The organism is Marvinbryantia sp. (assembly GCF_047017445.1).
Taxonomy (GTDB): Bacteria; Bacillota; Clostridia; order Lachnospirales; family Lachnospiraceae; genus Marvinbryantia.
In genome coordinates this window covers 22,773-38,220 of record NZ_JBKXTT010000008.1, presented here as the reverse complement: position 1 = coordinate 38,220, position 15,448 = coordinate 22,773, and the positions used below count along the sequence as shown (strand labels likewise).

The 15,448-nt window shown below is 50.8% G+C and carries 17 protein-coding genes and 2 pseudogenes; all 19 read right to left on the bottom strand.

The genetic code is table 11. The annotated features are described in order from the left end of the window. Positions 1–61: 61 nt before the first annotated feature. Complete coding sequence (locus ACLU9Q_RS10785; protein WP_412625241.1) at positions 62–484, bottom strand: type II toxin-antitoxin system PemK/MazF family toxin; 423 nt, start codon at positions 482–484, stop codon at positions 62–64. Beyond that, positions 432–770, bottom strand: coding sequence for a hypothetical protein (locus ACLU9Q_RS10780; RefSeq protein ID WP_412625240.1), 339 nt, complete (start codon positions 768–770; stop codon positions 432–434). The genes ACLU9Q_RS10785 and ACLU9Q_RS10780 overlap by 53 nt, the downstream gene beginning before the upstream one ends. Positions 771–806: 36 nt before the next feature. Continuing rightward, positions 807–1,295 (bottom strand): hypothetical protein, encoded by a 489-nt coding sequence (locus tag ACLU9Q_RS10775; RefSeq protein ID WP_343840010.1) that lies wholly within the window; start codon positions 1,293–1,295, stop codon positions 807–809. A gap of 5 nt (positions 1,296–1,300) precedes the next feature. After that, positions 1,301–1,864, bottom strand: a complete 564-nt coding sequence (locus ACLU9Q_RS10770; protein ID WP_412625238.1) for a hypothetical protein — start codon at positions 1,862–1,864, stop codon at positions 1,301–1,303. Between the two features lie 56 nt (positions 1,865–1,920). Continuing rightward, a pseudogene (locus tag ACLU9Q_RS10765) lies at positions 1,921–3,303 on the bottom strand (SNF2-related protein). Beyond that, positions 3,300–3,668, bottom strand: a complete 369-nt coding sequence (locus ACLU9Q_RS10760; protein WP_412625237.1) for a VRR-NUC domain-containing protein — start codon at positions 3,666–3,668, stop codon at positions 3,300–3,302. Before ACLU9Q_RS10760 ends, ACLU9Q_RS10765 begins: the two are co-directional and overlap by 4 nt. A gap of 213 nt (positions 3,669–3,881) precedes the next feature. Beyond that, positions 3,882–4,985 (bottom strand): DUF932 domain-containing protein, encoded by a 1,104-nt coding sequence (locus ACLU9Q_RS10755; protein ID WP_412625236.1) that lies wholly within the window; start codon positions 4,983–4,985, stop codon positions 3,882–3,884. 18 nt (positions 4,986–5,003) lie between these two features. Continuing rightward, positions 5,004–5,342 (bottom strand): hypothetical protein, encoded by a 339-nt coding sequence (locus ACLU9Q_RS10750; RefSeq protein ID WP_412625235.1) that lies wholly within the window; start codon positions 5,340–5,342, stop codon positions 5,004–5,006. A 2,094-nt stretch (positions 5,343–7,436) separates the two neighbouring features. Beyond that, positions 7,437–8,099, bottom strand: a pseudogene (locus ACLU9Q_RS10745) (DNA polymerase); the annotation flags it as partial. Between the two features lie 796 nt (positions 8,100–8,895). Continuing rightward, positions 8,896–9,471, bottom strand: coding sequence for a DUF2815 family protein (locus tag ACLU9Q_RS10740; RefSeq protein ID WP_412625233.1), 576 nt, complete (start codon positions 9,469–9,471; stop codon positions 8,896–8,898). A 35-nt stretch (positions 9,472–9,506) separates the two neighbouring features. After that, a complete protein-coding gene (locus ACLU9Q_RS10735) occupies positions 9,507–10,730 on the bottom strand; it encodes a DUF2800 domain-containing protein (RefSeq protein WP_412625232.1) in 1,224 nt (407 codons plus the stop codon). 12 nt (positions 10,731–10,742) lie between these two features. After that, complete coding sequence (locus ACLU9Q_RS10730) at positions 10,743–11,240, bottom strand: hypothetical protein (RefSeq protein ID WP_412625231.1); 498 nt, start codon at positions 11,238–11,240, stop codon at positions 10,743–10,745. Further along, positions 11,221–11,742, bottom strand: coding sequence for a hypothetical protein (locus ACLU9Q_RS10725; protein ID WP_412625230.1), 522 nt, complete (start codon positions 11,740–11,742; stop codon positions 11,221–11,223). The genes ACLU9Q_RS10730 and ACLU9Q_RS10725 overlap by 20 nt, the downstream gene beginning before the upstream one ends. Next, entirely contained in the window at positions 11,735–12,217 is a 483-nt protein-coding gene (locus ACLU9Q_RS10720) for a hypothetical protein (protein ID WP_412625229.1), read from the bottom strand. The genes ACLU9Q_RS10725 and ACLU9Q_RS10720 overlap by 8 nt, the downstream gene beginning before the upstream one ends. Next, complete coding sequence (locus ACLU9Q_RS10715) at positions 12,207–12,422, bottom strand: hypothetical protein (protein WP_343840031.1); 216 nt, start codon at positions 12,420–12,422, stop codon at positions 12,207–12,209. Before ACLU9Q_RS10715 ends, ACLU9Q_RS10720 begins: the two co-directional genes overlap by 11 nt. A 109-nt stretch (positions 12,423–12,531) precedes the next feature. Next, entirely contained in the window at positions 12,532–13,173 is a 642-nt protein-coding gene (locus tag ACLU9Q_RS10710; RefSeq protein WP_412625227.1) for a sigma-70 family RNA polymerase sigma factor, read from the bottom strand. Between the two features lie 543 nt (positions 13,174–13,716). Further along, positions 13,717–14,526, bottom strand: a complete 810-nt coding sequence (locus ACLU9Q_RS10705; RefSeq protein WP_412625226.1) for a DUF3825 domain-containing protein — start codon at positions 14,524–14,526, stop codon at positions 13,717–13,719. After that, positions 14,504–14,752, bottom strand: a complete 249-nt coding sequence (locus tag ACLU9Q_RS10700; protein WP_412625225.1) for a helix-turn-helix domain-containing protein — start codon at positions 14,750–14,752, stop codon at positions 14,504–14,506. Before ACLU9Q_RS10700 ends, ACLU9Q_RS10705 begins: the two co-directional genes overlap by 23 nt. Further along, positions 14,739–15,173, bottom strand: coding sequence for an RNA polymerase sigma factor (locus ACLU9Q_RS10695; RefSeq protein WP_412625224.1), 435 nt, complete (start codon positions 15,171–15,173; stop codon positions 14,739–14,741). Before ACLU9Q_RS10695 ends, ACLU9Q_RS10700 begins: the two co-directional genes overlap by 14 nt. Positions 15,174–15,448: the final 275 nt, after the last annotated feature.

Genomic DNA, 15,448 nt, shown 5'->3' with positions numbered 1-15,448 from the left:
TCATCTCCCATCCTGGTTAGAAATCTTGCTGAATGTAAAATCCGGACATAAAAGACTGCGCTCATTTATCCCGAATCTTTCCACCCAGACCGAGATGTATTTCCACAGCCTTTTCAATCTCATGTATTCTGTCCTCTCCAACATGCCCTACAAAACTTTTGAGGGCGCACTTGCCAATGGTAGTCACCTGCTCCGCCAGCACCATGGAAGGTTCCAGATTGGGGCAGTCAGATGCTCCCGTCAAAACATGCGTTGGAAGATATGCTTTTTTCTTCTTGGAAGTCATCGGCACGACTGTCACAGTGCCGGAATGCCCGTTTGCCGTATCATTGCTCATAATAAACACCGGTCGGCATCCTTCCTGGACACTCGTCCCCGGATGCTTCCCAAGCTCTGCAAACCAAATGTCGCCTCTGACCGGAGCCGCGCCGTTATGTACGATGTCTGTTTGCGGTTTGGATATCAGTTTCTCCGGATTTCTCATCTTCCGGGAATACGCTGATTCCTTCCTCCTGTTTTTCCTGCCCAACCCTCTCACCTCCCGTGGTGTCTGCAAAAGAAAAAGCTGGAAACAGAATCGCTCCTGCTCCAGCTTTATGTTTGGAGGACATCTCTATCCTCCGCCTCTCGGCATTATAAATAATACCAGAGAAAACGTAACAAAAACACCCTGTTTGAACGCCATTTATGAAGAAGAAAATGCCAAATACCGCACCCGTCATGCCAAATACAAAAAAATTCATTTTAACGCACAAAATCAGCCCGGACATCAAATAATGACATCCGAGCCTCCGTTTTTTATCATCTCATCCAAACAGTGCATTGGCTTCCCACTTAGAATACCCCTCGATACACCACGCGATATAAGCAATCGCCCTCTGCTTTTCCCTGCAAACAGTCCGTTGGGAAATAACATGCCCCTCCACTGAAACGACCGCACTTTTCTGTGGTTCCTGCTCCAAAAATAACACAGACGCTACCGCTTTCATCTGGACGTCCTCCATATTTTCAATATGATGCTCCAGAAAAAATATTTTTTTCTTAGCGTCAAGATATTCTTCCAGTGCATCTTTCTCTCTTCCTTCCGCCGCACTGTACTGAATGAAGGGTTCATCATACCCATATCTTTCTGAAGCATAGACTTCCTGCAGGCTCAGTTTTTCCAGCAGCCCTTTGTGTGATTGCTCATAACGAAGGCAGTACTCCTTGATAGATGGATAACTGTGTATCAGTTCTTCAGTGAATGACAAATAATCTTCACTTGCTGTATATACTGGTTTCTTCGGCCTTCCCATCCCATTCACACTCCTTCTTCCCTCTCGCATGAATCAATAAACTCACGATATGCCAGTTCTTCCGCAATACTGTCAATGGCATCTGACATCGCACGTTCCACCTGTGACCTGTATAACTGGCAACTGTATTCATCGACAATTTGACATTTCTTTCGATGCTCCACATAGAACTGTACAAATACAGCCCTTGTCCTGTCATCCATCCGCTCATTCATGGCAGTTTCCACAATCTCCACCTGCCCACAGAGTTTCCGGTATTCATCCATCCTCCTCTGCGCTTCTTTTTGCATCCGGTATTTCTGTTTCTCCACATACCCATCCGCCAGCAGGATTGCCGCCCTTTCCGGGATATTGGAAATATTGCTGGTCTGTACCCGCTCCCCTTCCTGCTGCCCTCCTCCGATCAAATCCTGGATTGCCATGTCCTCGGTATATTCAAACTCCCCCGTCATCAAATCCTGAAGCTGTTTCTTTTCCTTTACGGCATCCGAATATGATCCGGCCAGAAGGAGGGCTTCCGTCAGGAACCGCTCCTCTATTTCATATTTTTCTTTCTTCGGTCGTCCCATGAATCGTCCTCCTTCCGTCCGAATCGTGTGTTTTTGTCTTAACGGGCACTATGCCCTTACCGGCCAAGTCTGACCTTGACCGCAGCGATCAGCTTTTCCTGCGTCACGTCCTTTTCTTCCAGTGCCGCCATCACATCTTCATCCACTGTGCCTTTCGTAATGATGTGATGGATTGTCACCACATCTGTCTGCCCCTGCCGCCAGAGTCGGGCATTGGTCTGCTGGTAAAGTTCCAGGCTCCAGGTCAGTCCGAACCAGATCAGGATGTGCCCTCCCTGCTGAATGTTCAGACCATGTCCGGCACTTGCCGGATGGATCAGTGCAACCGGGATATTCCCTGCATTCCAATCCCGGATATCCTCACTGTTCTTGATGTCCCTCGGAGAGCATCCCATCTTTGTGAGATGTTCTTCAATACGTTTCTTATCATGCTTGAACCAGTACGCTACCAGAACGCTCTGCCCATTGGCGGCTTCGATCAAATCCTCCAATGCTTCCAGCTTGTGGTTGTGAATCCTGCGGACCGTGCCATTCTCATCATACACAGCGCCGTTTGCCATCTGCAGGAGTTTCCCGGAAAGAGCTGCGGCATTGACAGCGTCTATATCACCATCTTCCAACGGGATCAGCAGGTCTTTTGCCAGCATATCGTAGAGTTTCTTTTCCTGCGTGCTCATCTCCACTTCATGGGAAGCCATCACACACTCTGGCATGTTGAGATAATCCAGGGCCTTCATTGAGATCGTGATGTCTGAAATCTTTTCGTAGATCTGTTCTTCTGCTCCCTCTCTTGGAACATACTGGAACACCACACCAGTCTGCGGATTCATACTGCCGGCTTTGAAGTAGGCTTCCCGGTACCGACCGATAAATTTCCCCAGACGCTGTCCTCCATCTAAAATCCCAATCTCTGCCCATAAGTCCATAAGACCGTTGGAAGTCGGCGTACCAGTCAGGCCAACAAACCGCTTTACAAACGGACGGATCTTCCGGAGGAAACGGAACCTCTGACTTTGATGGTTTTTGAAGGAGGAAAGTTCATCAATCACCACCATATCAAAATCCCACCGCAGACCATTTTTCTCGTAATACTCCACCAGCCATTTGACCGTCTCCCGGTTGATGACATACACCAGAGACGGATGGTTCAGTGCCCCGATCCGTGTCTTTACGTCCCCAACGATGACAGAAATGGAAAGGAACTTCAGATGTTCCCACTTTTCAACTTCTGCCGGCCATGTATCCCGTGCTACTCTGAGGGGAGCCACTACCAGCACCTTGCTCACGTCAAAGGTATCCAACATTAAGTCATTCACAGCCGTCAGAGTGATGGCTGTCTTACCTCAACCCAAGCCCATATCGAGAAACAAAGCTGCAACAGGATGGGTTTTGATATACTCCGTGCAATAACTCTGATAATCATGCGGTATGAACTTCATTCGGCATCACCTCCTCCCGGCAGTATCATATTTATCAGTTCCGGGATTTCTGCCCCTACTCCTGTTGGGACCGGTTCTCCCGGTTCCCACTCCCCAAGCGCTTTCATGACCGGTTGTATCTGTTCTAGTCGGTCTACGCAGAACACAGGAAATCCAAGCGTCAGTAACTGCTCCCTCCGTTTTCTTTGCAGCCTCCGCATCTGTTTTCCGGGAGCTTTCAGCTCTACAAAAGCGCACTTGCCGCAGGGCAACAGAACCAGTCTGTCCGGCACCCCGTTCATCGTCTGGCTGGTAAACTTCACCGCTTTACCTCCGGCCTCTTTGACTGCATCCACAAATGCCTTTTCTACTTCATTTTCCCTCACTTCTTCTTCCTCCTCCTGGTATCCGCCGGCTGCTGTTTTTCTTCCGCCTGGATTTCCCATGCCCGTTGGACGGATGCTTTTTTCTTTCCTCCCGCATAAGGTTGCCAATAGCTGCGTCTGCGGTCGGATCAGAGTGGGAATGCCTGGACGAATGACCGGCAGTGGTTTCAGATGAGTGTGTCACCCAACGGAAGCCAAAATCTCTCTCTGGCATTACCCATTCATCTCCTTCCACTGCTGCCGCGCCATGGCAGCAACCTGCCAGCCGATGGCCTCCAACGCAGTCGCCCGGTCGTAAGACTCTACATCCTGGCTTGCCCGCGTGATGGCATTGGATAAACCATACTGTGAAAGGTCACCGCCGGAAATCAGATACTGCAGGATGTTGTCCTGCTCGTCCTGGTTCAGCCCATAGCTGCGGCCGGTAAGTTCCACCACCTCCGACACTTTTCCTGTAATCGGCACACCAGCCGCCTCTTTTAATCTGCCGACCACCTGTGCAAAACGGCTCTCCTCAATCGCCGCAGCCGTCACATCCCGGAGTTTCAGAAGAAATGCCTTGTCCTCTGCTTCGATGGTCTCATCCGAATAAATGTGAAAGCTGTCCTCTAATGCCCTGGCTGCCCTCCCTACATGGTTCTTCCTTTCACCCATGTCATTGACGACCATCCCATTCGTACACACAAGTCGGTAGACCAGCGGCTGTACGGAAACGGAGCCAAGTCCGACCTCTGAGTTTGAGATCACCACGCCGGCCTGCACATAGTCTCCCGGAACAACGGCCATCTCCAGCCGATGATTCACGATTTTTAAATACAGCCGATTCTCCGTCACTTCGCAGGAAACCACTTCATACTGTTCCTGTCCTGCAAATAACGGAAGGACTGCCGTGGCGATCTCCATATTGTCAATTCGGCGGTACCGTTCTGAAAGGAGCGCCCTTGCCACCGGACCGCTGCCATAATCCATGGAGCGGATCATATAGCTGCCTGTCTTATCCGCAAACCATGCGTTTACATTTTCTGCCAGCAGTTCCGGTTTCCGCGCCGACATCATGTCATAATACTTTGCCGGGATGCCAAGCGCCGATGCCACCTGCCTGTGGAAGAGCTGGCTGGTACCAAAAATTTCCTGCTGCCCGGAAACCACATGGTTGATCTCAAACGTCCGGCCGTCATCCCTGAGAAGGAATGCCTCCGCCGGCCCGATATAATCCCTCTTCGCCCTGCTCTGGCGGTCCAGTTCCGCCATGACTTCTTTTAAACTTCTGCCTGTTTTCATATCAAAATCCTCGCTTTCCGCATCCTCCGATGCCATTTGGTATATGCCGTACCCCTAAAGTTCAGCACAGACCATCTTCTGGATGTTTCTCACAGCCGCATACAGCTTTGCACGGTTTAAACGCGGCGCATCCAAAAGCCGCTCCATAGCTTCCACTTCTTCTTTCACATCATTCAGAAGCGCCCTCTGGTGGTCTTCCAGTCTCTCAATCCTGTCCTCGTAGTATTTCTCCTGTTCCTGAAAGTCCACCCCATCCTGTTCAATCTCAGATACATGCTCCTCAATAAAACGTCTTGGTTCCGGTCCGGCATATTCTTCGATCATCTCCAGCACATCCCTAAATCCAAATATCGTGGCTGTTTTTCCGTCTTTCATTTCCATCACATGAGCCATGCTGCCACCTCAATCCTTAAAATAATAATCGCCGCGATACCCGGCCGCCGCCAGCGGTAAGTCCATACACCAGCGGGGATTAGCCGCCATGATCTTACAGATATCTTCCGGTGTGTACTTCCCGATGGGTGCTTCAATAATGACTTCGTCATGCACATGGCCCACGATCTCAAATCCGGCTTTCTCAAGCCGCCACATCGCTTCCGTCAGGATATCCCTGGCGATTGCCTGTGTGCAGTTGCTCACGATACGCAGCTTTCCTGTTCCTCTGTCAAATACACAAAATCTGTGCCTCGGACCGCAATTCCTGATGTCGTATACTCGTTCTTGAAATCCGGAGGGACGCACAGATATTCTGCCGGCCAGCCGTGATCCAGACGGTACAGCAGAGTCGTTACCCCGATTCCTGTCAGTTCCGCCAGTGCTGCTACGGTCATTTTTCCATATGGCGTATCGATCACACGATTGGTCCTCTTGTTTCTGGAATTGATCTTTCTGGTTGTCCATCGGCAGTTTTCCGCACAATATCCCCTGCTGTTGTCTATCCGGTCGATTTCCAATCCGGGATGATATGAAGAACCCATATCTGCCCAGAAACGCTCGAAACTGTCCTGCCACTCCCGGCACACTGTAATTCCACGCCCGCCGTAATTGTGATAAGCAGGATGGTTCGGGTCCAGGCACCGCTGTTTCATCGAATGCCAAACCGCCCATGCTGGATGGCTGCTCATCCCATGTGTCTTTTGATGCTCTGAGATCAGGTGCTTTGACATACAGCCGCATGACTTTGTTGGATATTTTTTTCTGGTCAGATCGCCCGCCGGAACAATGGTTTCTTTTCCGCATACACATCTGCACAGCCATTGCGTTTTCCCCTGCTTTGTGTTCTCTGCCCGTTTCAATACCGTCAGGAAATGAAAGGTCTGCCCTGTTAAATCGTGGAAACGGAAACATCCGCAGGAAGTGGTTTTTCCATTCCGTAATAAATCCCCGGAAATGACCTTCTGGTTTCCGCATTCGCACTGGCACAGCCAGCGTGTTTTGTGGTGCCTGTCGTTTTCTGCCCTTTCCAATACAGTGAGGCGTCCAAACTTCTGCCCAACTAAGTCCATCACTTTTCCCACATTCGCACCATCCTTTCTCCGTCAGGATTTTGTGTCCGGCCGTCATATGCAGTCCGCTGCCACATCCGGTACTGACAATTACTGTTTCCTGCATTCCTTTATCAATCAGCCCCTCATGCGGCACCCATTCCACACCATCCCACAGCAGGTCACCCGGCATAACTTTCTCAATAGCGATAACCCCTCTATCCGTTAGAACTTCCGTCCCTGCGGCAATACAGTTCTCCACGAGTTTTCCAGAATACGTCTCCTGCCTCTGCCACTTGTTATTTGCCCCTGTCCCACAGAAAGTCAGGCTCATCCGCCCGAACCGGTTCGGCTGGAGCTTCGGCTGGAGATATGCCAGTTTCCTGCCCGATGGCAGCACCATCCACAGCGTACCGGAATAATACTGGAAACGGATTCTCTTGATACTGTGTTCTTCATGGGTTTTTACGGTTTCCACCGCCGCTTTCTCCACGTCCCACCAATACTGCACGATTTTCGGGTTTGCCTCTCGCCAGTTCTGGATCAGGTCCGGCAGCTCTGATTCTTTCAGCCCCATATCCAACGCACCCATGGAAATCAGTGCGCCCACGGAGCCGCCGTAACCACAGTTATGCACCAGACAGCCGTCTACAGTGAACCGATGCCGGGGACCTGCATTAAGGAGGTCATAAACAACCGTAAATCCGTAGTACACATCTTCGGAATAACCGTGCCTGTCTATCCGCTGAAGCGGGAGATGCTGCACCGCTGCGTAAGAAAAAGGTACCGGTTTATCTTTACCTTCAACATACACTAGATGTTCCGGGGTAGCTGATAAGCCATCATAATGTAGGATTGGCCGTTGACCTTTCAAAATCAGTCCCTGGTGGTGTACCCATTCCACACCATCCCATACCAGATGCCCTATAGTTACCTCCTGAATAGGAACAAGCCCCTGACTCGTCAGCACCATGCTGTTACGCGCAATGCAGGCTAATTCCGCTACTTTACCCTTCTGCCGGAGGTCACCATTCACGCCATGTTTTACTACCGGCACATGGAACATCTGGCTGGCAGACTCACAGTAGATGTCTGCCCCCTTTTCAAATGCATCCAGCCGCCACTGTTCGTCCGCTTCCCATGCAAGTACTCTGGCTTCAATCGCTGAGAAGTCCGCAACAATAAACTCACAGCCTTCTTTTGGAACCAGCATAGTACGGATCAGCTGGGACAGCACATCCGGCGTATTGCCGTAGAGCATTTCCACCTCTTCAAAACATCCCATCTTCACAAGTTCCCTTGCTTCATCCAGTGTGGAAATGTGGTTCTGGGGAAGATTTTGCAATTGAATCCCCCTGCCTGAGAAGCGGCCCGTGCGGTTGGCCCCGTAGAACTGGAACAATCCCTTTGCCCTGCCATCCTGATTGACATACCGCTCCGCCGCCTGGTATTTCTTCACAGAACTTTTCGCCATCTGCAACCGGAGTTTCAGCATATCCAGTGCTTCCTGGTCACATCCGTTCTTATCCAGTTCTGCGATCATTGCCGCCACATCCTTTTTACCAAGACTCTCCATCGGGATGCCTTTTTCCTCCAGCCACTGTTTTAGCTGGCTGACGCTGTTCGGGTTCTCAAGGCCAGTCAGTTCATAGGCTTTTTTTGTCATCTCATCCGACAGCATCAGGTCACAGGCAATCGCCTGCTCCACCAGTACCGTGTCGATCCTGACACCCCGGTCATTGATCCGCTGATCCATGTGATAGTAGTTCCATTCAGCCTCCGGCATCGGGAATGCCTCTAACCGTTTGCGGATATCCCGCTCAGTACGGACATCCTGCAGGCAGTAATCCTTAAACTTCCGCCACCCTTCCGGATCATGCTGCGGAAGGTTCCGTGTGCGCCCTCCATTTGATTTTGTCGGCTTACACGGCACAGAAAAATATTTGATTAAGTTCTCCCCCGCCCGATCTTTCTGCTCCCCGGTCTTTAACACCAATGCTGCATTCCTCAGTGCAAGTGGAAGGGAAAGGGATGCCGCGTGTATCATGGAACACTGCCAGCCGTCCGGGGAGAGTACCCGCCCCAGGTAATGTCCGATGCAGGTACGCTCAAACTGTGCGTTCCATGCCGCTTTGATAATGCCGGGATTGTCAATGGCATCCCATATCTCCTGCGGCACACTTTCCCCACATGCCATATCCACAATCCGCACTTCATCCTCGTCAAAGGCGTATGCCAGCAGCAGGATTTCAAAATCATCTGCCTCCACATACCGGTACACACCACACTTGGAAAGGTCTGCACTGCTGTAGGTCTCCAGGTCAATGGAAAGCACCTGCGGACTGTCCGGCGGTCTGCTGTCTGTATAAATCTCATTCATGTTCATCACCCCATGTAATGGGAACTCCGGGAGAAGGCATCCGCCTCCTTCCCGGCTCCCATCATTTCATTGCTGTGTTGCTTTATTTCAGGAAATCCGGCATATCTTCGCCCAGAACCTCTTCCTCTTCCGTTTCCAGTGCATCAAATTCGCTTTCCGCAGATGCCCTGCCGGATAGACGTTCCCCGTCTTTCACGAACTGGATATTGGAAAGTCCGGCCGCCACACCGCGGTTGCCATTGGCATTGAACGGATAGAAATTTACGCTGACGTTGCAGTAACACCCGGAATAAACCAGCATCGGGTCAGTCACAGGCTGTACCCGGCGGTCAACAATACCCGGTGCATCTTTCGATGTGGCATTGACGAACATGCAGTCCTGATAGGTCTCATCATCCGGACGGTCGATATCCCCGTCACGCAGGGGCAGCTTCAGGTTCGGCGGGATTTTTCCGCTCCACTTGCGTGTCTTGCCATCCTCTTTTGCCGCCTCCACTGCTTTCTGGATACGGGCCAGGGTTTTCTTGTCACTCTTTGGAATGACACAGGAAACGGAATATTTCTCATCACCGCCATTGATTGCCTTCGGCTCCCAGATGTTTGCAAAGGAAATCCGGCAGGGAATGATCACTTTCGTAGGGTTTGTATTAGTTGCCATAGTCGTTGTCCTCCTATATTCATTTCTTAACTGGATCACTGATCCAGCACTTCAAATTCATCTTCGGCAGTCCCGTTTAAGTCCACTGCCGGACGAGGGTCTGTTTCCGGTACCAGCGCCAGCTTACCGGGCGGCTTGACCACAAACTCACCCAGTATCTGTGCAAACCGTTTTTTGCCCATCATCTTCTCAAATTCCGTAAGCGAGATAAGCTCCTGCTTATACACATCCGTAAAGCCTTCCTTCGCTGCGGCATCCACTACTGCCTTTGTGTCTGTAAACTGCCGCTTGCTCCTGCCCTCCACTACCTTATAGCCGGACCAGACAACACCGTGGTTGATCGCCTCGCTGGAAACATAAGCAAATACGACGGTGATCCACTCGGATATGCGGTTCAGTGTCGGAAGGATGGCTTCAATCTCCTGTTGGGAGACCAAGGCCGGAGACTTGAAGGTGGGGGCTTCTGTGTCCGGGCTGTAAGGTGCCGTGGCATCGGTCAGTTCCACTTCATCCGCCAGCGCCCCATGATCCAGGTCAAGAAATTCCTCTCTCGCCAGTGCCAGGGCTTCCTCTGCCCTTGCGCGGCACATAGCTTTTGCCCGACAGAACCTGCACCAGTCACCCGGTTTCTGCTCGCCTTTTCCCTCAAATGCCATCTTTGCCACCGGCCGGATGCTCTCAGCCCAATCCAGAAGTTCCTGTTTCGTACAGGTAAACGTACTGATATTCTCAAGCCGTGGCTGGATGATGGTCATGGAAACAGTCTGGATGTCAAACAGATAGTCATAGGCATGCAGTGCACCAAGTGCATACAGCATCATCTGCGTATTGTGGTCTGCATCAACGAACACACCGGAACCTGTCTTGAAATCACAGACATGGAGCAGGCCGGGAGCCAGGATCACCATATCCCCGGTACCAAAACCGCTCGGTGCAATATGGCTGTAATCCAGTTTTTCTTCCACCAGTGCCAGCACAGAAAGTCCCTGTGCCTTCAGCTCCTCAATCGTGGAGATCACAAACTCCGCATAAATGTCTGTGATATTTTCAATCTCCTCGGTCAGATACTCTGACTGCGGACGTTTCATCCGCCGGTGCAGATACTTCTTTACCTTGTACTCACACAGTTCATGCGCCCACGTCCCTTCCTCTGCATAAGAGGAACTCTCATTCGGGAAGTTCTCCTCCAGCCTTGCGGATGGCGGGCAGTTCAGCCAACGCTTGGAACTGGATGCGGATAATAATGCGTGTACTCCCATAGGCATCCACTATCACAGCTGTGCGAGGTCGTTTAAGAACGCCTCCCGCCTATCTTCTGGAAGTTCACTGATTGCGCCGCAGCCATAGGAAGTAAGCAATGCCTTTATCTTCGGGCTGTTCTTCCGGTTCGTAGTGATCTTCTGTGCTGCAACTTTTAAAAGGTCATCCACGGTAATTGCGGCTGGTGCTTTCTTTCCATCTTCTTCCTCCCATGGCGGCGCATCTTCTGAGTTGCCGCTGTCTGCTGTATCTACGCTCTTTGATTCCGTTTCGGTAGATGCTTCATTCTTCCCGGCCGATTTTTCATCCCGGTATTCCTCAGAAATCTGCTGACCGTTCCCGATCTGCTCTGCCAGCCCTTCCATCTGCCGCATCTGCTCTGCCATTCCATCAAACATAATGGAGAACCCCTGAAAGATGGTAGTCATGCCTTTCACGATCTTCTCCGGGCTGACTGCCGGAAGCAGAGCGCTGCCTGCTGCCTTTCCTTTACTTTCGGTCTTTGCCATGGCCTAACCCTCCTGTTTCAGATTTCTTTCCCGGACGCATTCCCTCCGGCAGCACGGACTCCATAATACCCATGAGGATAGCCCCGCCCAGAAGCTGCCCCAACATCTCAGGGAACTCGTTCTCCAGGAAATCAGATGCACTGCCTTCCGGCTTACGGCTCTCCTGTGCCATATGCTCCTCCTGTGCTGCACTGCCGGCCTCCTGCGGATCATCCTCTGTGGTTTCTTCTTCCACAACCTCAACAACGCCCATCTTCTCCAGGATGCGTTCTTCTGCCTCCAGCACCTCTTTCACGATGCTCATCTCGATATCGGTCTCCCCGGCAATCTCCGCTGCCAGCTCATCCAGATCGATTTCCACATCTTCTCCCTGGCATCCACAGCAGCATGGTGTATCTTCCTTTTCAAAATGATTCGTGGTCTCCATATGCTCGTCCAAATGGATGTGCAGATTTCTCACTCTCAAAATGACTGCTTCTTTTTTCATATCCTTTTTACTCATGGTTCGTGTCCTCACTTTCTTCCTGATCTCGGCTGCCCTGCTCCCGGCAGCTCTCCGTGTGTTCTTCCTGTCTCTGTTTCCACGCATTCACGATGCACTCGATCAGCCTGCCCGGTCCCGGCAGGCACCGTACCGGGATGCCAAGTTCCCTGGCATAACTGATCTCCCGGCTCATGCCGTCAGAGATCCGCTCCCCGAATACCCACAGTTCGTCTGAAACTGCCAGCCACCGCATCCCAAGCGCTATACCTTCCTCCCGTTCCTTTTCATCACCATCCTCAAGGAACTGAGTAAAATACAGATGCGGTGCAAGAGGCAGATACCCCAGCTTCACTAATATCCGGCAGGCCAGTTTTGCCCTTTTTACGTTCTCTTTCATTTCCCACTCCCGGTCCGCTTCTGAAAGGGAAGCTGCCTTATACGGGGAACAAACGTAAATGGTCTTTGCCGTGCTTTCTGTAACTTTAACTCCCATCAGTGTCCTCCTCTGCAGGCGCTTCCACGGGGTGGAATGAAACGCTGTCCACACATCCACTGGGCATGATGATCAGCACACGGTTCTCCCTGCCAAAGAGCGCATCCAGAACCCGGTTACGGATTCCCCTTTTGTGTACGTCACAGATGGGCCTGCCCATATCTCTGGTGCCGATGTCCATCGTGAATCTCTTTGCTGCATCCATTGACTTATCCTCCTTCCAGTCAAATCTGTTTCCGGCGGCTGTGCCTCCGGGAAGGAGTTTTCTATGAACCCCTTCACCTGTTGTCGTGGGAGAAAGGGTTTTGCAACCATCATGCAAAATTTTTTTTAATTTTTTTCAGAGCTTGCTTCAGGATGTTGTCTACTGCCTGATGACTGACTCCCAGCTTGTCCGCAATCTGCTGCTGTGTAAGTCCATCAAAAAAGTATGCCGTAACAACTTCACGCTGCCGCTCAGTCAGACAAGCTAACAATTCAGACAGCATGTCCATCTGAATGATCGCATCCAGCACATCCGGCACTTCCTCTTCCACCCGGATATGCTCCCAATCATCCTCATACTGCCTGCTCCCCTTACGGTCACCTTTCCGGTTCATAAGGTTCGCCTCGATCTGCTCCTCTCCTTTTAAGGCCACCGCTATGCTCCAGTCATCTCCATCCAGAAGGAGTCTGCTCTCTGTGGGCAGACCATCCTCCCCGTCGTGGAACTGGTATGTATACTCACCGCACTCACCAATACTGACCACGGTGGTGCCGCTGCCATTGGAGTAGACAGCATAACCACCCGGATACACACTCAGGCTCCCGTCCGGCCCGATCTCCCGGACCGCCACAGGTTCTTCCCCGGATTCCCTTAACTGCCTTGCGGTCGGAGTTTTATACCCTGCACCGTTTCCAACTATCTCCCGTAACTGCCGGAACGTAAGCCCGGACTTTTCTTTTTTTCTTTCCATGTCGTGTCCTTTCCGCCCGGACACGAGATGCTGTGGTTATTCACAGACAGGCTGTGATAGCCATAGCGGGCGGCAAAAGACATAGAAAAAGGCGGACCTGAGTGCCGGAAGTACACCCAAATCCGCCCGGATGCCTGAAAAAAGCGCAGCAAGACCATAGGGTACTTCACAGCGATTTTTTTCGATACCTTCCGACACGCTGCCGGAACATCTGTAAAACCGCCTTATGAAATATCCTTTGCCTTCTCGCGAACCAGGCATTTGATATATGTATTTTTCGTTGCCCCTGCTATCTGCAGGGATGCTGGCTGTTCCCCTGTTCCATGCGGCACAGCCGGAGCCGCATGGATACGCACCACCTCCTTTCCAAGCCGTCTTTCGACAGGCTTATTTTATTTATATGCAAGATACCCTGCCGCCACAGCGAGAAATGTTATAAATCCCCGAACCCTGTCACAGCCCCTATAGGGCAGAAACACCCGACAAGGCACAATCCATGTGCATTTCTTTGTCGGGCGTCTCTCTATCTTTATTCTTTTATCCCTATTTCACAAGTTCTGTCAGCCACGGGACTAACGGCCTTGCAACCACTCTAGCGTTTAGGTAAGCCATCTCCAGAGTCAGGCAGGTGTGTCCCATGTAATATCCATCCATCACTTCCAGCGTCATCACGAGGTCTGGCTTTTTCATGTTCGTCAGATAAACCGGGAGAAGGTACTGTATCTTCCCCTGGTATCCCTGCGGAACAACAAGCCCCGGTTCCACCACGGCCCGCCGTCTGCCAAGCTCCACCGCTGTTTCAAATAAAAGCGGCAGGTTCTTCGCCTTGCGGATTTTCGCCGGAATCCTCTCCAGATTTTCTGTATCCCCTAATATGTGTTCTACGTTTACCCTGATCGGCCAGTCCGGATTAAATCCTGCTCCCCGTTTCGCTGTGTAGTAGGAAGGTTTCAAAGGAAGGGGCTGTATGTATCTCAGCCATGGTGACAGCTCGTCACAGAACCCCCGGAAATACCATTCCAGCATGGAGTCCTTCTTGTGGTTCCGGTCAAAGAAAGCGTAAATCCCCTTATACCGGCTGTTGTAAAGCCCGGTATGGAAACAGGCCCTCTCGTTCTCCACATGGAAAAACTGTGCTGCTTTTCTGGCATCTTCTGCTGAATTAAACTCAATGCATTGTTTGCGAAAAATCATATGTATATAGCGTTCCAGAATAGGTGTGTCCTGGTTCTTCGTCACATTGGTTGGTTTCCTGAACCGCCACGGCTCCGGGAGGGCCATTTGCGCTAATTCATCCAACTGCCCGTACCAGTCCGGCACAAAGGCAAAACTAAATAAATCTGTCGTCAACATTTCTTAATCCCCTCCACTTCGGTATCGCATCAACCAGTTTCATCTGAATCCGTGTCTTTAGATCGCCGTCAACATACTGGTACTCATTGCCCTGCGCGTCCTCGGCCTTCACTGTCGCTAATGTGTTGACATAATCATCATAGTAAATTAAAATTTGATCGAGAGCCTCCCGGTCGCCTTTTACAGCGGCACAGATCAGCTCATATGTAAGTTCATTTTCTTTCATAATGGTTCCTTTCATGATAGTTTCGTATGGCAGCAAACGCTTTCTGCCGCCAGTTGTAGATTGTCCTTGGCGTAACAGCAAACTGTGCAGCTATTTCAATATCTGTGTACCCATACCAGAAATCCAGGATCAACACCTCCCTCTGTGTTTCTGATAATTTCAGCATGGCATTGTAAAGCCATTCGCTGGTAATCACACAGATGTGGGATTTCCCCTGCAGAACCAGATGCTCGGACGGATAGACATCATCCTGCACCTGTGTTTCAAACAGATACTGCAGCTTCTCTGTTACCGCCTGTTCTCTTTCTCGTTTTCTTTTTTCTTCATCCACTGCATTCCTGCACTCGTTCTTCATCACAGTCTTGGCAAAACTGTCAAATATGGCAATGATGCAGTCCTTGTCTTTTAAGGGAGCCGACATGATCGTTCCCCCTTTCTTATGCAGTTTTGAGTGGTCCTTATCGCCTCCTTTGAACTACTAAGACGAATCTGCCCATGCAAAACCGGAAAGATTTTTCAGAATTTCTCAAAAAATTTTTCCAAGTGGCAGAACTGTCCTTTTGTCCCCTTTAACTACTAAGACAGATCTGCCCACCCCAAACCGGAAAGGTTTTTCAAAATTTTTTCAAAAAATTTTTCCGAGTGGCAGAACTGTCCTTTTGTCCCCTTTAACTACTAAGACAGATCTGCCCACCC